The organism is Niastella soli (assembly GCF_017742245.1).
GTDB classification, from domain to species: domain Bacteria; phylum Bacteroidota; class Bacteroidia; order Chitinophagales; family Chitinophagaceae; genus Niastella; species Niastella soli.
In genome coordinates, this window is record NZ_JAGHKO010000002.1 from 26,895 (window position 1) to 48,847 (window position 21,953).

A 21,953-nucleotide genomic window follows, 5' to 3' on the forward strand; every position below is an offset into this window, starting at 1 on the left:
TTTTTATTTTTGCAATTATGATTGTTGATCCACCCTGCTGCCTGTTAACATTCTGGCACCTCATTCAGCCCTTCGATGCCTGGTTAATTACCCATATTAATCAAGATTGGAGCACTCCGTTTTTAGACACTGTACTGCCCTTTATGCGGGAAACATTAACATGGGTTCCCCTGTATTTGTTCTTGTTGCTGTTTGTAACAACCAATTTTGGCATAAAAGGTTGGTGGTGGGTAATGGGCGTTGTATTATGCGCAGCTGTCAGCGACCTCATCAGCAGCCAGCTTATTAAGCCTTTTATAATGCGGACCAGGCCTTGTCAGGATGATATTATGGGGCCTCAACTACGCTTTTTTATAAATTATTGTCCGCGTAGCTCCAGTTTTACCTCATCCCATGCTACCAACCATTTTGCCCAGGCTACCTTCTTTTATGCAACATTACGCCCGGTTATTGGCAAATGGGCCAATCTTTTCTTCGTTTGGGCTTTTATTATTGCATATACGCAGGTTTATGTAGGGGTTCATTATCCTTTTGACGTATTTTGCGGGGCGCTCCTGGGTATCGGAATAGGGCTCGTTTTAAGCAAACTATTTCATAAACGAATAGGAATGCTTACAGTATCTTAGTTTAACCAAACCACCCGGTAAATGGAAATTTTTATATTATTGGCATTGATCTTTCTGAATGGATTATTTGTAATGTCGGAAATAGCCCTGGTATCGGCCCGAAAGACCCGGTTGGAGAATATGGCCAACAAAGGCGATGAAACCGCCCGCAGAGCATTGGACCTGGCTAATAATCCGGAAGTATTTTTATCGGCTGCCCAGATCGGGATTACCCTTATTGCCATCCTTACGGGTGTATACTCTGGCGAGCGTTTCGGGAAGTACCTGGAACCTTCCATTGAAAAGATTGAAATGGTAAAGCACTACGCCCAGCCTATTTCCACCACCATCATTGTAATTATTGTTACTTTTCTTTCAATAGTATTTGGAGAACTGATCCCCAAACGGATAGGCTTGTTAAAAGCCGAAAAAATTGCCCGCGTGGTAGCACTCCCGGTATTGTATTTCTCCAAAGCCACCCATCCTTTTGTGTGGCTGTTGAACAAAACCAGCAACCTGTTCTTAAAGATCCTGAACGTAAAATCCACTGCCGACAATTCGGTAACGGAAGAAGAGATCAAGGCCATCATCAGTGAAGGTACCGAGCAGGGCGCTATTGAAGAAGTGGAACAGGAGATCATTGAGCGGGTATTTCACCTCAGTGATCGCAATATCACTTCTTTAATGACCCACCGTAGCGACATCATCTGGTTCGACCTGAACGATACCGAAGATTCCATTCGCGACAAGATCATTAATGAGCCGCACTCGGTTTATCCCATTTGCGATAAAGACCTCGACAATATTAAAGGCATCGTTTCCTTAAAAGACCTGTACGTAACCAACGATTTTACAGCTTTTAAGTCTATAATGAAACCGGCCCTGTTTGTACCGGAAAACATTACTGCTTACCGTTTGCTGGAGCGGTTCAAACAACAGCGAGTACCCTCCTGCTTTATTGTTGATGAATATGGCAGCCTGCAGGGAATGATCACATTAAACGACATTTTAACGGCCCTGGTGGGTGAAATGCCTGAACAAGACGATGATTACTACGAAATTGTAAAACGCAAAGACGGATCATTCCTGGTTGATGCGCAGATACCTTTCTATAATTTCCTGAGCCATTTTTATAAAGCCGAATGGATGAGCGAAGTGGAACAGGAGTTTGATACCCTGGCCGGATTTATCCTGCACCAGCTAGAACGCATTCCCCACATCGGCGATACCATGGAATGGAAAGGCTTTCAATTCGAGATCATTGATATGGATGCACAGCGGATCGATAAGGTGCTGGTAACTGCTTCGGAAGAAATTCTGGAGGATATGGAAGATAATGAGGAAGATGAAAGTGAATAGTTGATCAGTTAACCAGTTGACAAGTTAATAGGTTGACAGGGATGGCCCTCCTACTCCGCCAGCCGGCGGATTCGGCGGGTAAGGTAAGTTGATAGCGGTGACGGGGTTGATAAGTTTGAAGGTTGAAACATTTAGGCGGCACGAGATCGGTTCTCCTGCTCAAAAAGAGCGAGCCGTTTGACCGACTGCCTTTTCCCCATTGCCTATTGCCCATTACCCATTGCCTTTCAGCCTAGAACTGAAAACTCGTTTCCTTATCAGGATAGTTCAACCTGGTACTCTTCCGATTGCCGCCTACAGTCGCATGCATCAGATTCATTTGTTTATCATATGACTCATATAGAATGGTATTCACCACGTCGATCTTTTTGGGTGCCGTGGCCGTTTTGCTCACCTCGAAATAGCTCCAAACGGCATCATTTTCCTTTTCAAAGCCAACAAAACTCAACGTCACCGCTTTATTATCAAGCTTCAGCTGAAAATGGCCTTTAATGTATTCACTCACCATTTTATCAGCCTCGCTTTTATTGACAGGGGCGGTAAGATCAACCTTGGAATGATATATGTTCGACAGCGTTTTCTCGAAGTCGTCAGTAAATATTTTACAGCTTATTTCCAGGTTTTTATCCGTGGCATTGTAGTTCATTTCGGTAACACTAACAAAAAGCGGATGGCGTGCCAGTGAATCTGCCGGGTTGCCGGAAGGGTGGCCTGCTAAAAAAGTTATTGCAGTGAACAACCATTTATATAATAGTATTACCATTAAACATGAAAATTTTAAGGTTACAAATCTCTTATTTATTTTAACACCTTTACGGCAATATGCAGGATTTTACATTTTATTTTCAACTGGGAACTGAACACATTCTTACCCCCGATGCACTGGATCACATCCTGTTCGTCACAGCTTTGTGTCTGCGCTATTTGTGGCAGGACTGGAAAAAAGTGGTAGTGCTGGTGACAGCGTTTACGATCGGTCACTCATTAACCCTGGCGCTGAGTGCGCTGGATTATATTCATGTAAATGCCAGTTGGATAGAGTTTTTGATACCGCTTACCATTGCAGCCACCTGCATAAATAATATATTTCAGCGGAAGACCGATTCCAAACAGCGGTTACCGATGATCTATTTTTTTGCCCTGTTCTTTGGATTAATACATGGACTGGCCTTTGCGGGACAATTCCTGAGCCTGGAAGGCAAAGAAGGGCTCATAGGGCATTTACTGGCCTTTAACATTGGAATAGAAGCTGCACAGTTACTAATTGTGCTCATCGTGCTGCTTCTTTCTTATTTAGTAGTGCAATTATTAAAATTATCACGATTCGTGTGGTTGCGGGGCGCATCTGCCTTAATTTTGGTGATTTCACTCTTTTGGGCGTATAAAAGATTCCCATATCATAAAAACTACCATGATGAATCAGAAAAAACAGTTCTTGTTTCTGGCATTTGCTGTAGCGGCACTGTATAATGGCGCGCAAGCCCAGAACATACAGAACAATCCGGGTTCCAATCACGGAAACAAATTCGAGCAGTTAGGTACCATACTGCCAACTCCTAACGAATACCGTACCGCCAGTGGTGCGCCCGGTCCCAAGTACTGGCAGCAAAAGTGCGATTACGATATCAAGTGCGAACTCGACGAAACCAACCTGAAACTGACCGGCAGTGAAACGGTTACTTATTTTAATAACTCGCCCAACACACTTACCTATTTATGGTTGCAGTTGGATGAGAACCAGCACAGCAGTGTCAAGAACGCCAACTACCAGAACAACAACACTATGCCCAAAACACTGAATGCTGCCGTAGTAGATCGCTACGAAGAAGGCAATTCAGACAATGGCTATGGTTGTAACATTGTTAAAATTACCGATGCCCTGGGTGCACCGCTTAAGTATACCATCAACAAAACAATGATGCGGGTTGAATTGCCTGCCGCATTGAAACCCGGGCAAAAATTCGCATTCAACATTAACTGGAATTACAAGATCGCCGACCGCTTTACCTATGGTGGCCGCGGTGGTTATGAATATTTTCCTGAAGATGGCAATTACCTGTTCACCATTACTCAATGGTACCCCAGGTTATGCGTATACAGTGATTTCCAGGGCTGGCAGAACCACCAGTTCACCGGCCGTGGCGAATTTGCTTTAACTTTTGGCAACTTTAAAGTGCAAATGACCGTGCCTGCCGATCATATGGTAGGTTCAACCGGCGAATGCCAGAACTATGCACAGGTTTTAACGCCCGCTCAAATGGCCCGTTACACCAAAGCACAAACAGCTAAAGAACCGGTTCAAATAGTAACACTGGATGAAGCTAAAAAAGCAGAGACCACAAAAAGCAAAACAAAGAAGACCTGGATTTTCAAAGCTGATAATGTGCGCGACTTTGCCTGGACCTCTTCCCGCAAATTCGTTTGGGACGCGATGCCAGCGGTAGTAGAAAGCAAAAAAGTTATGTGTATGAGCTTTTATGGCAAAGAAGCCTATGGCCTGTACAGTAAGTTCTCTACCAAAGCAGTAGCGCATACTATAAAATCCTATTCAAAGTTCACCATCCCCTACCCTTACCCGGTTGCACAAAGTATTGAAGCAGCTAATGGTATGGAATACCCGATGATCTGCTTCAACTACGGCCGTACCGATAAAGATGGCTCTTACAGTGAAGCTACCAAATACGGGATGCTGGGCGTTATCATTCATGAAGTAGGACACAACTTCTTCCCTATGATCATCAACAGCGACGAACGTCAGTGGAGCTGGATGGACGAAGGGTTGAACTCATTTGTCGAATACCTGACAGAAGAATTATACGATAATAAATTCCCTATTCGCGGAAAAGGACCAGCCTGGGCCATTGTTGATTACATGAAGTTGCCCAAAGAACAGCTGGAACCTATTATGTCGAACTCAGAGAACATCATTGGTTTTGGTCCTAATGCGTATACCAAACCGGCAACCGGTTTAAACATGCTGCGCGAAACCATCATGGGCCGCGAGCTGTTTGACTATTCCTTTAAAGAATATGCACGTCGCTGGGCATTTAAACACCCCGAACCCGCCGATTTCTTCCGTACCATGGAAGATGCTTCTGGTGAAGACCTCGACTGGTTCTGGCGGGGCTGGTTCTTTGGCACCGATGCCTGCGATCTGGCCATCGATTCAGTAAAAGCCTTCAAGGCCGATCCTGGCGCCACTGTAAAAACAGGAGATGAAGTTGTTTCCAAACAAGTAGATAAACCTATGGTTACTGCTTTTGATGATATCTCAAAACAACGTAACCGGGAAGACAAGAACATCAAATTCCTGACCGACCAGGACACTACCCTGCACGATTTTTACTGGCGCTATGACCGCGGTCTGGAACCAGTTGATACTACCTCCTACCAGGTAACTGTACCTGCCATGGCCGAAGCAGCAGATGATGCCACCAAAGAAAAAATTGGCGGAAAATACTTTTACGAAGTAGATCTAAGCAATAAAGGTGGTTTGGTAATGCCTATCATCATTGAATGGACATTTAAAGATGGCAGCAAACAAATAGATCGCATTCCGGCCCAGGTATGGCGTCTCAATGAAAAGAAAGTAAACAAGCTTTTCATAAAAAATAAAGAAGTGGCTTCTATTAAACTTGACCCACTGCGTGAAACCGCTGATATCGATGAGTCGAACAATAGCTGGGGAACTATGCCAACTCCTTCAAAGTTTGCTGTTTACAAAGCAAAACAACAAACACGAGGACAATCATCCGGTATTACTCCTATGCAAAAAGCGCAAGAGAAGAAGAAAGGATTTTAAGTATTACATGCATATACGAATCGCTTCCTGTTATAAAACAGGGAGCGATTTTTTTTGCGGTATACCTTATACGTTAATGACAGGCTTTTACAAAGATGCTTGCTATCGCTACCACAAAAGGGATCCAAAAAAAGAGAAAGGTGCTTTTCATACTATAAAATTAGTATTGAGAATACATATCCCCTAATCGTTCATGTAATTGAGTTACTTATATGTTTAGCATAAAGAATATCAATGATATAATTATCTGATGGTAAACACTTATGGGGATAAATTGGTAATTGTATATTGACAACTAATACATTATTTTTGCCACAACTGAAATTAAAATCAGGTAATTCTTCTAAATCTGGTTTTTTCTTTCTAATATAGCGTTCTAATCCTGTGAATTCCCACCATTTAAGGCTCCAATCTCCCAATCATCTTGTTTTTTGTACCATTATTCCTTAGCACTAGTTTATTGTAGCTGGCAGGCCCTGATGTCCTTCCTTTTTTGTTATTGTACCGTCCCAATTCCTTTGAAGTAATTCATCTCCAATGTCTATGTCCCAACCGTAGCTTATTTCTAAAGACACAATATATATTATGAAGAAGGTTACCTCTACACTCTTACTGCTATTGGCATGCATTTACCTTTATGCCCAGCCTGGAACTCCTGATGTCACTTTCAATGCATTAGGGACCCCTGGTTATAAGATCACCGATATCGATGGTCAAAGGGATATTGTAAAAGGACTGGTAATAAAACCCAGCGATAAAAGTATTTACGTAACAGGTTTCATCCAAAATGGTGGCGCTGACACCTTGTTTATTGCCCACTTTATGAGCGATGGCACTCTGGACCCTGGTTTTGGAACCGATGGTATTGTAAAATATCTGTATTTAAATAATACCACGCATGGCAATGCCATTGGCTTGCAAAGCGACGGAACTGTAGTAGTGGCCGGTTGGAGCTATCCCAATAGCAACCACGACTTCTTTGTTGGCCGCTTTAATGGCACAACCGGTGCAGTAGTAAGCCAAACTACCGATGACCTAAGCACCATAACAGGTCTTAGTGGTCATGATGAGATCAATGCACTGGCCATCCAAAGCGATGATAAAATAGTGGTAACAGGTTTTGCCTCCATGAATGCATCGGTAAGTGAGGACTTTGCAATAGCCCGTTATACGGCTGCAGGCCTGCTTGATAATACCACCTTTAACGCAACAGGCTACCGTATACAAAACATCAATGGTGATGATGAACCCAGGGCTATAACCATTGATAAAACAACCGGCGACATTATAGTAGCCGGTACTTCAGAATACGGTGGCGCCAATCCGAATTTTGCCATCATGCGCGTATCCTCAACAGGAGCGCTTGTATTCGGTGCTCCCGGTTACAAGACACAGGATATCAATTCCGGAAGTGAAGACGACGCTACAGCTGTTGTTATAGACCGGAATGGTAATATAGTGGTGGCAGGTACTACTGCCTCACTCAACCCGCCGAACATAGCCCTTGCCCGCTTTACCCCAACAGGCGCACTGGACAATGCAGTTTTTGGCGGTGGCACTGGAATTGTGATCACCAATTATTCCGGAGCCAGCAGTAATGACCATGTCAGTTCGGTAGATATTCAGGTTGATGATAAAATAATAGTAGGCGGCGTTACTGATGGTGGAAATACTGGTAACTACGACCCAATGCTTTTACGCTATTCTGACGCCGGCGTTCTGGATATTACATTTGGCACCAACACCCCCATACCCAATGGTAAAGCAACAATGGACATAGCTGGTTCAGGAGAAGATGCAGGAGCGATAGTCTTATCTGACCAAAAAATATTCTTTGCGGGTTTCACGCAGGCAACTCCTGATATAGTGCTGGCGGTATTTAACAATGATGCTTCTTCACTGCCATTGGTATTGTCGTCATTCTATGCGCAAAAACAAACCAACAAAGTGGTATTGCAATGGCAAACCAGCAGCGAAGAAAATGTGAAGCAATTTGTGATCGAGCGCAGTACCGATGGTAAAACGTATAAAGCCATTGGCCAGGTAGCAGCAGTGGGTAACAGCAATCTGATCAGGAACTATACATTTGCCGACCAGTCGCCTTATATGTCTCAAAACAACTATTATCGGTTGAACATGCAGGATGCTGATGGCACTACTAAATACAGCAAAATACTCATTGTTAAATTCGATGGCCAGTTAGTCGCCAGCCTGGGTATCTTCCCTAACCCCACCAGAGACCTGCTGCAGGTTCAACTGCCCGATGGCATGGAAGGCACAGTAGGTTTACAGATCATTGATATGAACGGCCGTGTGGTAAAATGGAATAATCTGGCTTCTGATGGTCATGCGCTTAACACCACTTTAGATGTAAGCACACTGGTAAAAGGTATTTACATCCTGAGAGCAACCGCCGGTAACACTACCGTGACCAAACGCTTCTCAAAACAATAAGCAACTAACAACAGGTCTATATAAAGAAAATGCCCCCCGACGGTACCGTCGGGGGGCATTTTCTTTATAACTTGTATTTGTATCCCATTTCCACATTTGCTATTTAACCACCTACACTACCATCTTTATATCTTACTTTCTTCTTACCTGAATTCTTCTTTTCAAACTCCACTACTTCTTTCGGTTTGGCAACCTGTTTCTTTTCTGTGGCTACGGGGGCTTTGGCTGCTTCGTCCAGTTTTCCCAGTGTATACATTTCAGAACGGACTACCTGGCCGGTTTCGGGGTCATAATATTTCCAGATCCCATGTTTAATGGCTGCGCCTTCGTTTTTGATAATAACAGTACGGTAGGTATCAAATTTATCAGGGTCTTCAATTTCCAGGGTATCATACTCTTTATCGGGGTTCAGGGCTTTCCAGCTCTGTTCCAGTCTCAAGGCGCCATCTTTGGTAAAATAGCGGCAAACACTGTCTTTAAGGCCCCATTTATAGAACTCTATACCTACCAGGTCGCCCATTAATGAATACAAACGCCACTCCCCTTCTTTCCGGTTCTTTTCGAACCAGCCTTCCTCTTCATACCCGGGTTCGCCGCGTACATTATCATAATGCAGTTTCCAGGGTCCCCATTTACGGTCAATTTTATCAATCCGGTTCAGCGTATCGCCCGATGAAGTAAGTTTATAACTTTTCCATTGGGCAAAACTGTTTACAGAAAATAACAGGAACACAAATAATATCGATCGCATTGTAACAGATTTGATAATGGTAATTAAACATCCTATCCTCGCAATAATAACGCCAATCCTGGCTTTTTCATTGTCACGCATGGCTTTGCCACGCTTGCAGCACGCGCTGATTTTTGTTCTTTTTAACACTATTGCTACCGCGACGAATGGGTCTTTCTCATAAAAGCATATAGTATTAAAAGATCAGTTTCATAATTATCCCACTTCGAACGGGCCGGATCTGTCTCCTCCATATATACAATCCTTGTTTCTACCAGCGTATTTACAGGTTTTCCGTTAATAAAACTGGGGAGTACAACAGGCATTTTCCTGGCAACCCGGGTAACATCCTTTTCTATTTCTACATTAGCTCCTGCACCACACCATGCCCTGGTTACATGCCCCTCTTTATCAATAATTAAATACAACTTGCACGATAGGACTTCCCGGGGTTTGTCAAACGGAAAGAGTAAATTCCGATAAAAATATCTTTGTATCCCATTCTTTATTAAAGTATCACTAAACAATACCGTATCTCCCCGGATTGTATTACACATGGAAAATCTCGCAGATATAGTATCTGAACTGTTATCCTGTTGACGCAAACCTTTTCCCGTTTGCCCCTCAATAGGAAGCGCCGATACAAACAGTAAGATGGTAAGTATTGAATTAATTAGCCTCATGCGCATATTGATTAAAACGAGTGCCAGCACACAGATCCGGCTCTTTATTAAATTTAATCAATATTCCGCGGCTGCCGTTTATTTGTTCAGCAAGTACTGTAGCGCCAACTCATAGCCCTTCAATCCCAGGCCAATAATGCTGCCAGCTGATTTGCCCGACACGTGCGACAGTTTACGGAATTCCTCACGCGCATGTACATTGGAGATATGTACTTCTACCACCGGGGTCTTAATACTCGCTATGGCGTCGCCGATAGCTACAGAAGTGTGGGTATAACCACCGGGGTTCATAATAATGCCATCATAATCAAAACCAACCCGCTGTAATTCATTGATCAGTTCCCCTTCTACATTGCTCTGGTAGTAATGTATGTCTACCTGAGGGTACTTGCTTTTCAGCGTTGCCAGATAGTCATCGAAAGAGGTACTGCCGTAAATACCGGGTTCGCGTTTGCCTAACAGGTTCAGGTTAGGTCCATTGATGATAGCTATTTTCATAATATTAAAGAGAAAAGAAAGGGTGGAAAACCCACCCTTTAATTCATTGAAAATAAATCACAACTATTAGTTCATATGCTCTTTGATCAATTGGATAAAATCATCGAACAGGTATCGGCTGTCGTGCGGCCCAGGCGTACTTTCGGGGTGGTATTGCACCGAGAAAGCCGGTTGATCTTTCATCCTGATGCCTTCGATAGAGTCGTCGTTCAGGTTCACGTGCGTGATCTCGATATTTGAAACTTTCTTAACTGACTCAGGATCAACACCAAATCCATGATTCTGGGTAGTTATTTCGCACTTGCCGGTAAGCAGGTTCTTAACCGGGTGGTTCAGTCCACGGTGACCATGATGCATTTTATAAGTATCGATGTTATTAGCCAGGGCTATTAACTGGTGACCGAGGCAGATGCCAAAGGTTGGCTTTTTCTCATTCAGTACGTCCTTCACAGTGATAATGGCATAATCCATTGCTGCGGGGTCGCCAGGACCATTGGAGATGAAATAACCATTGGGTGCAAAGGCTTTCAGCTCGCTGATAGGCGTTTTAGCCGGAAATACCTTTACATAGGCCCCACGCTCCACCATACAGGTAAGAATGTGCCTTTTGGTGCCAAAATCGAGCACCGCGATCTTAACCGGGGAGTTGGGATCGCCCAGGGTATATGGTTCGGTAGTGCTCACTACGCTGGCCAGCTCCAGGCCGTCCATATTAGGGGTTTTTGCCAGTTCTTGCTTCAACTGCTCCACATCGAGGATCTCAGAAGAGATAATGCAGTTCATGGCCCCTTTTGTGCGAACGTGAGCAACAAGCGCGCGGGTATCAACCCCTTCAATGCACACGATATTATTTTTGATCAGGTATTGATCAAGAGATTCAGTAGCCTGTTTACGACTGTATTGTTCCTCCAGGTTGCGTCCGATCATCCCGCGGATCTTCACGCTATCAGACTCAACATCAGTGTCTTTAGTTCCGTAATTACCCACGTGCACATTGTTCATAATAACAACCTGCCCATAGTAACTGGGATCTGTAAATACTTCCTGGTAACCGGTCATCCCGGTATTAAAACAAATTTCACCGGTTGTAGTGCCTATTTTTCCAAAGGCTTTACCATAATGAATGGTGCCATCTTCCAACAACAATACAGCGGGTTTTTGTAGCGTATTCGACATCTTACTATAAAAAAATTTTGCAAAAATAACACAATAATTAACGAACTAGGTCAATTTCTTGTTCACAGAATAGGAAAAATTTTGAAGTAAGACGTAAGAGATAAGAAGTAAGGGGCTCACTAAATTTTAAAATTCTGCAAAGTCACGGAGAGCCCGGAATTGCAGACTCTTCATACGTCATACTTCTTAATTCGGCCTTTATTGTATGGGCAAAAAAAGCCCCGACAATATCGCCGGGGCTCCTTTATAAGAAAAATGCGGTCATTTTTACTTCGCAGCTTTTTTTGCTGGTTTTTCTTCTGTTGCTTCAGCGGCAGGAGCGGCAGCAGAGTCATCAGCCTTTTTACGGGGGCTTCCGCTACGACGAGTTTTCTTCGCAGCTTCTTTAACTTCGCCTTTTCCTTTTCCGTAGATCTCGTTGAAGTCAACCAGTTCAATCATAGCTGTTTCAGCGTTATCACCCACACGAATACCCAGCTTAATGATGCGGGTATAACCACCAGGACGGCCACCAACTTTCTCGGCGATAGTTCCGAACAGTTCAGTAACAGCCTCTTTGTTTTGCAGGTAGCTGAACACTACACGACGCTGATGCGTGGTATTATCTTTAGCCTTTGTTACCAGCGGCTCGATAAATGTGCGCAGTGCTTTTGCTTTTGCCAATGTGGTTGTGATACGCTTGTGATTGATAAGCTCACAAGCCAGGTTTTTCAGTAACGCCTTCCGGTGGGAGGTCGTTCTGCCCAGGTTGTTGATTTTGTCGCCGTGACGCATGACTTTGTTGTTTTACGACTGTACCGTGTCAGGAATTACAGTCTACTTTAAAAAAATATTTGAAGATTTCTGATGTAGCGATTTTGGGAGGTTGATCCCAAAACCGCTATATCTAAAAATCAGAAATAACTAGAGCTCTTCTTTATCCAGACCCAACTTGCTGAGGTCCATACCGAAGTGTAAACCTCTTTCAGCCAGCACCTGCTCAATTTCTGCCAGTGACTTCTGACCGAAGTTTCTGAACTTCATCAGGTCTTCCTGTTCGTATTGAACCAGCTCGCTCAAGCTGTTGATCTTAGCAGCTTTCAAACAGTTGAAAGCACGTACAGACAGATCGAGGTCTTCGAGTGGGGTTTTGAGTATTTTGCGCAATTGCAGCATTTGCTCATCCACCACATCCTCTTTCTTATCTTCTTTGTTATCGAAAGTGATGTTCTCGTCAGTGATGATCATCAGGTGCTGGATCAGGATGCGGCTGGCTTGTTTCACCGCTTCTTCAGGGTGAATGGTACCATCCGTAGAAACGTCCATGATCAGCTTTTCGTAGTCAGTGCGCTGTTCAACACGGGTGTTTTCAATAGCGTACTTTACGTTTTTGATAGGAGTGAAAATAGCATCAGTTGGGATATAACCAAATGGTGCATCTTTCACCTTGTTATCTTCAGCAGGAACATATCCGCGACCTTTTGAAACGGTCAGTTCAATGTCCAGCTTGGCTGATGAATCCAAAATGCAGATCAACAGATCGGGGTTCATGATCTCGAAGTTTTGTGTAGCTTCTCCGATCATACCGGCTGTGAATTCTGACTTATTTTTAATGCTCAGGGTAATTTTCTCCTGGCTCACTTCATGATCTACTTTCTTCTTAAACCGAACCTGTTTCAGGTTCAGAATGATCTCCAGCACATCTTCAGTAATACCCTTGATGGTAGCAAACTCATGGTCTACTCCTTCAATTCGAATACCTACGATAGCAAACCCTTCCAATGAACTCAACAATACTCTGCGCAAAGCATTACCAATGGTTACACCGTAACCAGGCTCTAACGGGCGAAACTCAAACTGAGCTTCGAATTCCGTTGCTTTTTGTAAAACTATTTTGTCAGGTTTCTGGAAATTTAAAATTGCCATATTATAAATCTCTATTTTTTACGTTGGTAGAATGTGAGTGATTAAGGTAAGCGTTTTACTGATACGGATCAGGCTTCACGATTACTTGCTATACAACTCAACAATCAACTGCTCCTTAATGTTCTCAGGAACGCTTTCACGCTCTGGATAAGCTACGAAAGTACCGCTCATCTCAGTTTCGTTCCAGTCGAGCCAGCTGAACTTTGCGTTTTTACCGCGGAAAACGCTGGTAATAGCAGTGTTTCCTTTATCCTTTTCTTTAACACCAATGATATCACCAGGTTGCAATTGATAAGAAGGGATATTCACTACTGCTCCGTTAACAGTTACGTGTTTGTGTGATACCAGCTGGCGGGCGCCGGGACGTGAAGGAGACATACCCAGGCGGTAAACAGCGTTATCCAAACGGGCTTCCAGCAATTTGATCAGGTTTTCACCAGTTACACCTTTTAAACGAGCTGCCTCTTCAAAGGTTTTGCGGAATTGTTTTTCCAAAACGCCGTATGTATATTTAGCTTTTTGCTTTTCTTTCAACTGTAATGCATACTCACCGGGAGCTTTACGCTTTTTAGAAGGACCATGTTGACCGGGAGGATTGCTGTTCTTTGACAGATATTTACCATTGCCTAAGATAGGCTCGCCGAAAATACGACAGATTCTTGTTTTGGGACCAGTGTAACGTGCCATGTTGTTATTTAATTAGATTTTTTGGTGACGATACACGATCCTAAAAATCTTAAAAATCAATCGTATATCCTTTTTATATAAAATAAATTTAGTGATTTGGGGCTTCCAAATCACTAAATCAGAAAATATTACTATACTCTTCTTTTCTTGGGAGGACGGCAACCATTGTGAGGCAGCGGAGTAACGTCTTTGATCATCGCGATCTCAATACCGTTCTGAGATAAAGAGCGGATAGAGCTCTCGCGGCCAGCGCCGGGTCCTTTTACATATACATCAACTTTCTTCACACCTGCATCGAAAGCAGTTTTTGCAGCGTCAGCAGCGGCCATTTGAGCGGCATATGGAGTGTTCTTCTTAGAACCCTTGAAACCCATTTTACCGGCACTGCTCCAGGAAATAACCTGGCCATTCTTGTTAGTAATGCTGATGATAATGTTGTTGAAGCTTGCTGAAATGTGAACATCACCATAGGTGTCCACCTTCACTATTCTTTTCTTCGCAGCGGCTTTTGCGCTGGTCTGTTGTGCTTTTGCCATAATTGTTTACAGGTAATCTTAAAGTTTTAAAATAATCCCGATTTACCAGGAGCCAGATCAATACTCCGCCTGCACCTGCATCTGTAACTGACCTGTTTTATTGGTGCATATAAAATGCCTCAAGCTATAAGCTTGAAGCCACAAGTCATTATAAAAAACGGCTTGCAGCTTAAAGCTTGTAGCTTGGTGCTATTATTATTTCTTAGGTGCTTTCTTTTTACCGGCAACAGTTTTCCGTTTTCCTTTACGGGTACGGCTGTTGGTACGTGTACGTTGGCCACGAACGGGTAAACCTTTACGATGGCGTAAACCGCGGTAGCAAGCGATATCAAGCAAACGCTTAATACTCATTTGCACTTCAGAACGTAACTGACCTTCTACTTTCAGTTCGTTGGTAATAATGTTACGGATTGCATTCAGTTCGTCATCATTCCATTGATGAACTTTCTTATCCAGTGAAATACCTGCTTTATTCAGGATGTACTGGGAAGTTGCACGACCGATTCCAAAAATATAGGTAAGACCAATTTCACCTCTTTTATTCTTGGGTAAATCTACACCGGCAATACGAGCCATATCTTTCTTTTATTATTTTTTAGTTTAATTGAAAGCAAATCACAAATTGATAGCAAATCACAATTATTAATTGCAATTACCCTTGTCTTTGCTTGAAGCGCGGGTTCTTTTTGTTTATCACATATAACCGGCCTTTTCTACGCACAATTTTACAATCGGCGCTACGCTTTTTAATTGATGCACGAACTTTCATAACATTTATTTATTTACAGTGCTTTACGACTATTTATAACGGAAGATTATCCTACCCCTCGTTAAATCATAAGGGCTCATCTCCACTCCCACTTTATCGCCCGGCAAAATCCTGATGTAGTTCATTCGCATTTTACCTGAGATAGTTGCCAGTATCTCGTGCCCATTTTCAAGTTTTACCTTAAACATTGCGTTCGATAATGCTTCTATTATAACTCCATCCTGTTTGATCAGCGGTTGTTTACCCATATAATTTTAAGGAGCGCAAAGATATGAATATCGCCCTAAAAAAGAAAAAAATAAGAAATAATTAAAAATAATTGGCTGTTTTCCCTTTAATTGCCAGCAAATGTAGGCAAAAAAATACAAGGAGTATTGACTACTACAGGTTCTTCAACATCCCGGTTCAACACTCCTTGTATGTATATAAGTAACTGACAATAAACCACTTAATGAACAGCCACTGGCATCAGTTCTACCTTGGTCATCTGGTAATGATGGTTCTGCAGCTCATGAACACTGATCGGTTGGTTCAGGTACCGGTGATCTTCCCGCCACCATACTTCCAGACTCGAAAAGTCGCCTTTTTGGGGTAACAGCACCCTGAAAGAGCCTTTCATGTACTTCGTGCTTCCATCCCCATTTTCGTGTTTGGTAAACCCAAGTTTTCCCATTTGCTCATCATTCAGGGCAATCGGGAACAACTCAACTGGCCCATACCAATACTCGGTCTCACTGGCCTCTACTAACGCTTTGCCTTCCGGCCGGTCAACATCCTTTACCATCCCCTCTCTTTGTTGGCCTTCATATTCGGCCAAAACCATATCCCCGAATTTAAGATCTGAAATTTTGATCATATGACAGCATTTTTAGTTGATTTCTAATTTACAAAAGGCTGGCCACATAACCATATTAAGTTTCAAGTGTTTCTTTTTCGGTTTTAAAGAGCTGAGTTTGGGTGCCGGTTCCCCAGGCACCACGTACCGGGTCCTGAGCGCCCTGAACGGAGTCGAAGGGTCGAAGGCGGCATTCCGGTACCTATTCTATGATGAAGGCTTCCGCCATTTCTTCGGCCTTTTCTGCTACAGTAGGTGTTTTGGCAAACTTGTGCCCTACCTGCTTGTTTATGAAATACATCATGATCATACATCCTGTCATACTTACCATCACAATAATACCCAGGGTACCGTAATGCAGCAGCTTTCCACCGGGTCCTTCGGCGATCACCAATCCGGCCAATGCAGCGGCCAAACCGCCTGATAATTGCTGAACCGATGAATTGATACTCATAAACGCGCCCCGGTCAGTTGGTTGAGGTACAGCGCTTATCAGGGCTGTAGAAGAGACCATCCGTGCCATAATACCGGCAAACATGGTCACATTGATCGCGATCACCATTGCCAGCGGCGTAACGCCCAGGTTGGTATAAATAGCTACTACGATCATGGTTAACACGGTACCCGCCACAAAAATCTTGTACTTGCCCAGTTTATCGCTCAAGAAACCAGTCAGGGGGCCAAAAACGAAGGAAAATAAACCCGAAACGCCATACAACACTGGCAGATCTGCCTGCGTCAAGCCCAGGTTGTGGATACTGAAGGCGCTGCCGAAAGGCATCAGCATAAAGCCGCCGGTAGCCAGCAAGGTGGTGGTCAAAAAGGCTAAAAGGTAGTTTCTATTATTAATGGTCTTTCCCAAATGTTCAAAAGGATTACGGTCATGCTGCAATTGAAGGTGAGCCGTAACCGGTTTCATATACAGGGCAATGATAATGCCCGGCAACAGGCCAACGCCCACAATCATCCAGAAAGGTGCATGCCAGCCGAAATGGTTGGCCAACACTAATCCAATTGGCAGGCCCAATACCTGGCTTACCCCAAAGGCCATTTGCACAAAACCCATCACCCTTCCCCTACGTTCAATGCTGAACAGATCGGTGATGATGGCCATGCCTACAGAACCGATCACCCCGCCAAACAATCCGGTCACAATACGGGCAGCCAGCAGGAAATGGTAGGTGTTGGCCATAGCGCATAAGGCGGTCCCAATTAAAAACCCTACGTAAAAGAAGATAAGCAATTTCTTCCGGTCGAATTTATCGGCAAAACCGGCCGCCAACATTCCGGAAATACAGGCGCTGAAGGCGTAAACCGATACAGCCCAGCCAAACTGGGACGGGCTTATTTTTAATTGAGGCATCAGGATGGCACCCAGGGGCGACATCACCATAAAATCAAGGATAACAGTAAATTGTAAAAAGGCAAGGATGGCTATTACAAACACCTCATATCCCGAAAAGGATGGTTTAGGTGCTTTAGCTGGTTTGGTTGAATTCATTTGATTCGGTTTGAAAAAATTAATTAATCAGGCAGTTCTTCATTTACCATTTGAATGACATCAAGGGGCGACATTAGCAAGTCTAGGGTAAAAGTTTGTAAAAAGGCAAGGAACACCATCACAAACAATTCCCATCCTGAAAAGTATGGTTTGGGTACGCTGGTTCGTTTGGTTAACCTCATTTGATCAGGTTTGAAAAAATTAATTAATCTGGCAGTTCTTCACATAAATACCCCGCATTGGTTATAACCCGAATGATGTCGTCAGGTAATAACCAGGACGTTTCAATACGCAAAACATTGTCGATGTCATGCTCATCCACATTCCACCGCAAAATGCCGGGTATATCTCCCATTATGGGTGAAATGCGGTGAATATCTTTTGCCGACACCAGGTTGGTTTTGAAAACCAATACATTAAGTGCAGTTTTTGCGTACATGGCTGGTTTAATGTTATTCATAAAAATGAACATTCATTTACTTAAGTGGACAAAAAAATACTAGGGTTTGAGCGCCTTCAATACCAATTGAAGGGTTAATTCAACAGTACTATCGGTGATCTTGAAGTTGTCACTGGCGGGCGTTTCACCCTGGGCATGGAATTTCATCAGCTGATAGAGGGGCGCAAAAGCAATGGACCAGTATACTTCAAATGGCAGCGGTGTACACTCTCCTTTATTGATTGCATTATGCATGAATTTGCCCAGCACATCACCAAAGGTTGTTCTGATGGTCTTTTTGATGTTGTCATAAACCGGCGTATACCGGATCTGCTCAATGAACTGTACATCCAATGGATAGCTTATATAAAATTCCAACCGGTTCTTCCATTGAATAGACATGCCCTCAGCAAACGACATTTTGGGATGAAGCCCGCGCAAACTGATATCCATCATCCGGACACTGACCTCCGTCGCGATCTTGATCACCAGATCGTCCCGGTCCTTATAGTAAATGTATAAGGTAGCTGGCGAGACGCCGGCAGCCTTGGCCAGTTTCTGCATGCTGAAACCGTCAAGCCCCTCCTTTACGATCATTTCTATCGCTTTTTCGCGGATACTATTTTCTTTATTGGCATCTCTTGTGCGCATCGGGTGCAAATATAAATGAATATTCATTCACTTTTAACCTTTTTCACCGAAATTTCACCGAGGGTGGCAAAAGAAGGGATGAAGCAGGAAATAGACGGTGGGTAGAAAAGTTCTTGTTTAAGCCACTTCTCCCCTTCTCCCTCAATATTTTAATTGGTATCTGTTCATAAAAGAAGATCGCCCCGTAATACTTTCAATTTGTAACGAGGCGCATAGGCTCCAACTTATTTTCGCTCATTTGTAACCGAAACAGCGGCAGTTCAGCGAGCATTAAAAATTGTATTTCTCACATTAATTTTTACACCCTGTCTTTTAATACCATTAACATATTTTTTGGATGCCACAAGTTGCTGTACCTTTGCATATTAGTTACACCCTTATGCAACGAAAGCAACTTACCCGTTGTCGTAGTGCAGTCAGCCATGAATACAAATATTATGAAAAAAGCATTTTTGTTTACCTCGCTGGTCCTGCTGCTGTTTGCAGCTTGCCGCAAAGCGAACAACCCAACGGTATATGACCTGGGGGTAGACCTACAAAACACATTCGACAAGGATAATGTGCAGGTGGAGATCGATAATCAACCATTACTGAACACACAGGTAACCACCAACGATCTGCTGGGTTTGGCCACCAGTATTTCCACTGCCAATACGGAAGGTAAGCATACCATTAAAGTGGTCGTAAATGGCGCCATCGAAAAAAGCGAAAGCTTTACACAAAGCAGCGAATTGTACGTGGGCATCACTTATAACAAAACGGCTAACGACATTTCCTTCAAATTTTCACCCCACCGGTTCGTATACGATTAACTAAAAGTCTATCACTAAAATATTTTAGAGGGTGTCTCAAATTATGGGATACCCTCTTTTCATTTACCCAATTACACCCAGAATTTTGATGCCCTCACAGGGACCTCACAGGGACCTCACAAGGACCTCACAAGGACCTCACAAGGATAAAGTCCCTGTTAAGTCCGGGTAAAGTCCCTGCCAAGCCCCCCTTGGGGCTTGGCTGAAGCCATTCTCAGGCCCGATTACTTATGCTACATCCCCTTTTTTGTTGACCACATCATGACCGTTTTTTGTAATTGATCACTGCCCAGGTGTTTAACACAACCGCAAAACCCAACACGGTATAAATATGCGTGCTGATGTCTTTTAAGCCGCTCCCCTTCAACACCACCATACGCATTACATCAATAAAATAAGTAACGGGATTGATTTTGGTAGTAGCCCTTGCCCAGGCTGGCATACTATCTATAGAAGTGTACAGCCCGCTTAATAAAATGAATACCATCATCAAAAAGAAAGACAACAGCATAGCCTGTTGCTGATTGCTGGTGTATGTTGATAACAGCAGCCCCAGTCCCAGCACAGCTAACAGATATACCGCTGCAAACGTATAGATCACCAATAAACTACCCAGCGGCATAATGCCATAAGCGACCCGCGCTATGGTTAACCCAATGGTCAATATCAACAGCCCCAGGATCCAGAACGGGATCAGTTTACCCAGTATAAAATGGTATTTCTTCACCGGAGTTACATTGATCTGTTCAATGGTACCGATCTCCTTTTCCCGTACAATGTTGAGGGATGCCAGAAAAGACCCAACCATGGTCACCAGTACCACCAGTATGCCCGGCACCATAAAATACTTGTAGTTCATAGAAGGGTTGAACCAGTTACTGGATGTTACATTAACCTGCAACTCCGGACTATATCGGGGAAGTTGGATCCACTTCAACCGCACTTCCCGGTTATAATCCTGAATAATGCTTCGCAGATAGGCACCTCCCAGGTTGGCTTTTACTCCATTGATAGCATTGATGGCCATGAACAGGGTAGACTCATTTTCTTTGATCAGTTTCTTTTCAAAATCGACCGGTATTTCCAGCACCAGATCACTTTGGTCGTGTTCTACCTGCTGCAAGGCATTGGTATAGGACCCGGAATAATCCTGCAAACGGAAATAACCGGAGGAAGTCACTTTGTTTACTAGGTTCCGCGAATATTGTGAATGATCATGATCTACCACACTCAGCTGAATATTCTTTACTTCATAATCGGCTGCCCAGGGCAGGATCAACAGTTGTATGGAAGGCATCATAAAGATGATGCGGATGATAGATGGATCGCGGAATATTTGACGGAATTCCTTTTGAAGTAGAAAACGTAAGGTTCTCATATAAATAATTTATGCGAGTCTTATTTTGAAATTCCTGATACTCAACCCCAGCAGAAGTAACAGCATGCCAAAAAGGATCAGCGTTTCCTTCCATACCGATGTTATACCCAGCCCCTTTATCATCACCTCTTTTACGATATAATAAAACCATTTCGCCGGCACCACATTCGAAATGATCCGTAATGGCAATGGCATATTCTCTATGGGGAACATAAACCCACTGAGCATGATCGTTGGCAGGAACATACCCGTCAGGGCAATGAACATGGCAGTTTGTTGCGAATCGGTTCGGGTAGAGATCAACAAACCAAACGCCAGACAGGTTAAGGTGAACAATATGCTTTCAAAGATCAATAACAGCAAACTGCCATTGATGGGCACATCCAGCACAAACACACTCAGCAACAGGATGCTTGTAATATTTACAATAGATAGCAATAAATAGGGAACGGCTTTGGCCGCCACTATCTTGAATGGCTGCATGGGTGACACCAGCATAATTTCCATAGTGCCTAATTCCTTTTCCCGCACTATGGTAATGGCGGTCATTAAGGTACAAACCAGCATCAGCACCATAGCCATTACACCCGGCACAAAACTATAAGCGCCTTTTAACTGCGGGTTATACAACATCCGCATTTCTGTGTTAATGGTGTAAGGCAGGCGGCGGTTGTTGGTGATCCTGTCCTGGTAATCGAGGATGATGGCCGTGGCATAGTTGGTCAGGGTATTGGCTACGTTCGGATCCGAGGCATCGGCTATCAGTTGCACCTGTGCCGTATTGAAATGGTCCAGATCGTTGGCAAAGTTTGCGGGAAAAACAACAGCCATTTTAATATCTCCCTTTTTGAACGCCGCCTCAATTTCGTTGTAAGAATGGATATACTGCACAATATCAAAATAACGACTGGCATCCAGTTCACTGCTAAGCGCCTGCGTTGACAGATCGTTCGACTGATCAAAGATGGCGATCTGAGAATTCTTTACTTCATTGGTCAATGCAAATCCAAAGATGAGGATCTGCATAATGGGCATGCCCAATAAAATAAACAGCGTTCGCTTATCGCGAAGAATATGGTGAAACTCCTTTCTTACAAATGAAGTAAACTGTTTCATTAGTGTAAATTCTTGGT

25 protein-coding genes are annotated in these 21,953 nt (G+C 43.5%); 6 read left to right on the forward strand and 19 right to left on the reverse strand.

From position 1 onward, the window contains the following. Window positions 1-17 precede the first annotated feature (17 nt). Together J7I42_RS12615 and J7I42_RS12620 are read left to right on the forward strand one after the other, a co-directional pair. Window positions 18-626: a phosphatase PAP2 family protein gene (locus tag J7I42_RS12615; protein ID WP_209139182.1), complete on the forward strand. Its 609-nt coding sequence runs from the start codon at window positions 18-20 to the stop codon at window positions 624-626. Window positions 627-647: 21 nt separating this feature from the next. Continuing rightward, a complete protein-coding gene (locus J7I42_RS12620; RefSeq protein WP_209139183.1) occupies window positions 648-1,964 on the forward strand; it encodes a hemolysin family protein in 1,317 nt (438 codons plus the stop codon). A 232-nt stretch (window positions 1,965-2,196) separates the two neighbouring features. On the opposite strand, the gene J7I42_RS12625 is transcribed toward J7I42_RS12620, so the two are convergent. Further along, window positions 2,197-2,727, reverse strand: coding sequence for a DUF6702 family protein (locus tag J7I42_RS12625; protein ID WP_209139184.1), 531 nt, complete (start codon window positions 2,725-2,727; stop codon window positions 2,197-2,199). 59 nt (window positions 2,728-2,786) lie between these two features. On the opposite strand from J7I42_RS12625, the gene J7I42_RS12630 reads away from it, so the two are divergent. The 3 genes from J7I42_RS12630 (at window position 2,787) to J7I42_RS12640 (ending at window position 8,220) form a co-directional block, all read left to right on the forward strand. Next, window positions 2,787-3,434 (forward strand): HupE/UreJ family protein, encoded by a 648-nt coding sequence (locus tag J7I42_RS12630; RefSeq protein ID WP_209139185.1) that lies wholly within the window; start codon window positions 2,787-2,789, stop codon window positions 3,432-3,434. Then, a complete protein-coding gene (locus J7I42_RS12635) occupies window positions 3,376-5,766 on the forward strand; it encodes a M1 family metallopeptidase (protein WP_209139186.1) in 2,391 nt (796 codons plus the stop codon). The genes J7I42_RS12630 and J7I42_RS12635 overlap by 59 nt, the downstream gene beginning before the upstream one ends. A gap of 585 nt (window positions 5,767-6,351) precedes the next feature. After that, the gene (locus tag J7I42_RS12640; protein WP_209139187.1) at window positions 6,352-8,220 is read left to right on the forward strand and encodes a T9SS type A sorting domain-containing protein; all 1,869 of its coding nucleotides are present in this window, start codon (window positions 6,352-6,354) and stop codon (window positions 8,218-8,220) included. Window positions 8,221-8,323: 103 nt separating this feature from the next. Here J7I42_RS12640 and J7I42_RS12645 read toward each other — a convergent pair whose 3' ends face one another. The 16 genes from J7I42_RS12645 to J7I42_RS12720 form a co-directional block, all read right to left on the reverse strand. Beyond that, the gene (locus J7I42_RS12645) at window positions 8,324-8,971 is read right to left on the reverse strand and encodes a toxin-antitoxin system YwqK family antitoxin (protein ID WP_209139188.1); all 648 of its coding nucleotides are present in this window, start codon (window positions 8,969-8,971) and stop codon (window positions 8,324-8,326) included. Window positions 8,972-9,105: 134 nt separating this feature from the next. Continuing rightward, window positions 9,106-9,633 (reverse strand): hypothetical protein, encoded by a 528-nt coding sequence (locus J7I42_RS12650; RefSeq protein WP_209139189.1) that lies wholly within the window; start codon window positions 9,631-9,633, stop codon window positions 9,106-9,108. 78 nt (window positions 9,634-9,711) lie between these two features. Next, the gene (aroQ, locus tag J7I42_RS12655; protein ID WP_236065483.1) at window positions 9,712-10,131 is read right to left on the reverse strand and encodes a type II 3-dehydroquinate dehydratase; all 420 of its coding nucleotides are present in this window, start codon (window positions 10,129-10,131) and stop codon (window positions 9,712-9,714) included. Between the two features lie 66 nt (window positions 10,132-10,197). Beyond that, entirely contained in the window at window positions 10,198-11,307 is a 1,110-nt protein-coding gene (carA, locus tag J7I42_RS12660) for a glutamine-hydrolyzing carbamoyl-phosphate synthase small subunit (RefSeq protein ID WP_209139190.1), read from the reverse strand. Between the two features lie 267 nt (window positions 11,308-11,574). Next, entirely contained in the window at window positions 11,575-12,081 is a 507-nt protein-coding gene (rplQ, locus tag J7I42_RS12665) for a 50S ribosomal protein L17 (protein WP_209139191.1), read from the reverse strand. A gap of 129 nt (window positions 12,082-12,210) precedes the next feature. Further along, window positions 12,211-13,212, reverse strand: a complete 1,002-nt coding sequence (locus tag J7I42_RS12670) for a DNA-directed RNA polymerase subunit alpha (protein ID WP_014220627.1) — start codon at window positions 13,210-13,212, stop codon at window positions 12,211-12,213. A gap of 81 nt (window positions 13,213-13,293) precedes the next feature. After that, complete coding sequence (gene rpsD, locus J7I42_RS12675) at window positions 13,294-13,899, reverse strand: 30S ribosomal protein S4 (RefSeq protein WP_209139192.1); 606 nt, start codon at window positions 13,897-13,899, stop codon at window positions 13,294-13,296. A gap of 131 nt (window positions 13,900-14,030) precedes the next feature. Beyond that, window positions 14,031-14,435 carry a 30S ribosomal protein S11 gene (gene rpsK, locus J7I42_RS12680; RefSeq protein WP_209139193.1) on the reverse strand — a complete coding sequence of 135 codons (405 nt, stop codon included), beginning with the start codon at window positions 14,433-14,435 and terminating at the stop codon, window positions 14,031-14,033. Between the two features lie 195 nt (window positions 14,436-14,630). After that, the gene (rpsM, locus tag J7I42_RS12685; RefSeq protein WP_209139194.1) at window positions 14,631-15,011 is read right to left on the reverse strand and encodes a 30S ribosomal protein S13; all 381 of its coding nucleotides are present in this window, start codon (window positions 15,009-15,011) and stop codon (window positions 14,631-14,633) included. 76 nt (window positions 15,012-15,087) lie between these two features. After that, window positions 15,088-15,204, reverse strand: coding sequence for a type B 50S ribosomal protein L36 (gene ykgO / locus J7I42_RS12690; protein ID WP_010519235.1), 117 nt, complete (start codon window positions 15,202-15,204; stop codon window positions 15,088-15,090). Between the two features lie 29 nt (window positions 15,205-15,233). Further along, on the reverse strand, window positions 15,234-15,452 hold the full coding sequence (infA, locus tag J7I42_RS12695) for a translation initiation factor IF-1 (protein WP_014220632.1): 219 nt from the start codon (window positions 15,450-15,452) through the stop codon (window positions 15,234-15,236). 200 nt (window positions 15,453-15,652) lie between these two features. Continuing rightward, window positions 15,653-16,060 carry a hypothetical protein gene (locus tag J7I42_RS12700; protein ID WP_209139195.1) on the reverse strand — a complete coding sequence of 136 codons (408 nt, stop codon included), beginning with the start codon at window positions 16,058-16,060 and terminating at the stop codon, window positions 15,653-15,655. A gap of 181 nt (window positions 16,061-16,241) precedes the next feature. Next, on the reverse strand, window positions 16,242-17,540 hold the full coding sequence (locus J7I42_RS12705) for an MFS transporter (RefSeq protein ID WP_209139196.1): 1,299 nt from the start codon (window positions 17,538-17,540) through the stop codon (window positions 16,242-16,244). A gap of 23 nt (window positions 17,541-17,563) precedes the next feature. After that, on the reverse strand, window positions 17,564-17,722 hold the full coding sequence (locus tag J7I42_RS12710; protein ID WP_209139197.1) for a hypothetical protein: 159 nt from the start codon (window positions 17,720-17,722) through the stop codon (window positions 17,564-17,566). A gap of 23 nt (window positions 17,723-17,745) precedes the next feature. Then, the gene (locus J7I42_RS12715; RefSeq protein ID WP_209139198.1) at window positions 17,746-18,000 is read right to left on the reverse strand and encodes a hypothetical protein; all 255 of its coding nucleotides are present in this window, start codon (window positions 17,998-18,000) and stop codon (window positions 17,746-17,748) included. A gap of 39 nt (window positions 18,001-18,039) precedes the next feature. Next, window positions 18,040-18,630, reverse strand: a complete 591-nt coding sequence (locus J7I42_RS12720; RefSeq protein ID WP_209139199.1) for a TetR/AcrR family transcriptional regulator — start codon at window positions 18,628-18,630, stop codon at window positions 18,040-18,042. A 437-nt stretch (window positions 18,631-19,067) separates the two neighbouring features. On the opposite strand from J7I42_RS12720, the gene J7I42_RS12725 reads away from it, so the two are divergent. Beyond that, window positions 19,068-19,442 carry a hypothetical protein gene (locus J7I42_RS12725; RefSeq protein ID WP_209139200.1) on the forward strand — a complete coding sequence of 125 codons (375 nt, stop codon included), beginning with the start codon at window positions 19,068-19,070 and terminating at the stop codon, window positions 19,440-19,442. Between the two features lie 259 nt (window positions 19,443-19,701). Here the strand turns inward: J7I42_RS12725 and J7I42_RS12730 are convergent, their stop codons facing one another. Both J7I42_RS12730 and J7I42_RS12735 read right to left on the reverse strand, forming a co-directional pair. After that, on the reverse strand, window positions 19,702-20,820 hold the full coding sequence (locus J7I42_RS12730) for an ABC transporter permease (protein ID WP_209139201.1): 1,119 nt from the start codon (window positions 20,818-20,820) through the stop codon (window positions 19,702-19,704). Between the two features lie 9 nt (window positions 20,821-20,829). Further along, on the reverse strand, window positions 20,830-21,936 hold the full coding sequence (locus tag J7I42_RS12735) for an ABC transporter permease (protein WP_209139202.1): 1,107 nt from the start codon (window positions 21,934-21,936) through the stop codon (window positions 20,830-20,832). Window positions 21,937-21,953: the final 17 nt, after the last annotated feature.

Bases quoted from the DNA above. Each gene is read 5' to 3' on its own strand.
- carA (WP_209139190.1), bottom strand. From the start codon at position 11,307: ATGTCGAATACGCTACAAAAACCCGCTGTATTGTTGTTGGAAGATGGC.
- rpsD (WP_209139192.1), bottom strand. From the start codon at position 13,899: ATGGCACGTTACACTGGTCCCAAAACAAGAATCTGTCGTATTTTCGGC.
- J7I42_RS12715 (WP_209139198.1), bottom strand. From the start codon at position 18,000: ATGAATAACATTAAACCAGCCATGTACGCAAAAACTGCACTTAATGTA.
- J7I42_RS12615 (WP_209139182.1), top strand. From the start codon at position 18: ATGATTGTTGATCCACCCTGCTGCCTGTTAACATTCTGGCACCTCATT.
- J7I42_RS12725 (WP_209139200.1), top strand. From the start codon at position 19,068: ATGAAAAAAGCATTTTTGTTTACCTCGCTGGTCCTGCTGCTGTTTGCA.
- ykgO (WP_010519235.1), bottom strand. From the start codon at position 15,204: ATGAAAGTTCGTGCATCAATTAAAAAGCGTAGCGCCGATTGTAAAATT.
- J7I42_RS12705 (WP_209139196.1), bottom strand. From the start codon at position 17,540: ATGAATTCAACCAAACCAGCTAAAGCACCTAAACCATCCTTTTCGGGA.
- J7I42_RS12670 (WP_014220627.1), bottom strand. From the start codon at position 13,212: ATGGCAATTTTAAATTTCCAGAAACCTGACAAAATAGTTTTACAAAAA.
- J7I42_RS12640 (WP_209139187.1), top strand. From the start codon at position 6,352: ATGAAGAAGGTTACCTCTACACTCTTACTGCTATTGGCATGCATTTAC.
- infA (WP_014220632.1), bottom strand. From the start codon at position 15,452: ATGGGTAAACAACCGCTGATCAAACAGGATGGAGTTATAATAGAAGCA.
- J7I42_RS12730 (WP_209139201.1), bottom strand. From the start codon at position 20,820: ATGAGAACCTTACGTTTTCTACTTCAAAAGGAATTCCGTCAAATATTC.
- aroQ (WP_236065483.1), bottom strand. From the start codon at position 10,131: ATGAAAATAGCTATCATCAATGGACCTAACCTGAACCTGTTAGGCAAA.
- J7I42_RS12735 (WP_209139202.1), bottom strand. From the start codon at position 21,936: ATGAAACAGTTTACTTCATTTGTAAGAAAGGAGTTTCACCATATTCTT.
- rpsM (WP_209139194.1), bottom strand. From the start codon at position 15,011: ATGGCTCGTATTGCCGGTGTAGATTTACCCAAGAATAAAAGAGGTGAA.
- J7I42_RS12710 (WP_209139197.1), bottom strand. From the start codon at position 17,722: ATGAGGTTAACCAAACGAACCAGCGTACCCAAACCATACTTTTCAGGA.
- rpsK (WP_209139193.1), bottom strand. From the start codon at position 14,435: ATGGCAAAAGCACAACAGACCAGCGCAAAAGCCGCTGCGAAGAAAAGA.
- J7I42_RS12700 (WP_209139195.1), bottom strand. From the start codon at position 16,060: ATGATCAAAATTTCAGATCTTAAATTCGGGGATATGGTTTTGGCCGAA.
- J7I42_RS12625 (WP_209139184.1), bottom strand. From the start codon at position 2,727: ATGGTAATACTATTATATAAATGGTTGTTCACTGCAATAACTTTTTTA.
- J7I42_RS12645 (WP_209139188.1), bottom strand. From the start codon at position 8,971: ATGCGATCGATATTATTTGTGTTCCTGTTATTTTCTGTAAACAGTTTT.
- J7I42_RS12635 (WP_209139186.1), top strand. From the start codon at position 3,376: ATGATGAATCAGAAAAAACAGTTCTTGTTTCTGGCATTTGCTGTAGCG.
- J7I42_RS12720 (WP_209139199.1), bottom strand. From the start codon at position 18,630: ATGCGCACAAGAGATGCCAATAAAGAAAATAGTATCCGCGAAAAAGCG.
- rplQ (WP_209139191.1), bottom strand. From the start codon at position 12,081: ATGCGTCACGGCGACAAAATCAACAACCTGGGCAGAACGACCTCCCAC.
- J7I42_RS12650 (WP_209139189.1), bottom strand. From the start codon at position 9,633: ATGAGGCTAATTAATTCAATACTTACCATCTTACTGTTTGTATCGGCG.
- J7I42_RS12630 (WP_209139185.1), top strand. From the start codon at position 2,787: ATGCAGGATTTTACATTTTATTTTCAACTGGGAACTGAACACATTCTT.
- J7I42_RS12620 (WP_209139183.1), top strand. From the start codon at position 648: ATGGAAATTTTTATATTATTGGCATTGATCTTTCTGAATGGATTATTT.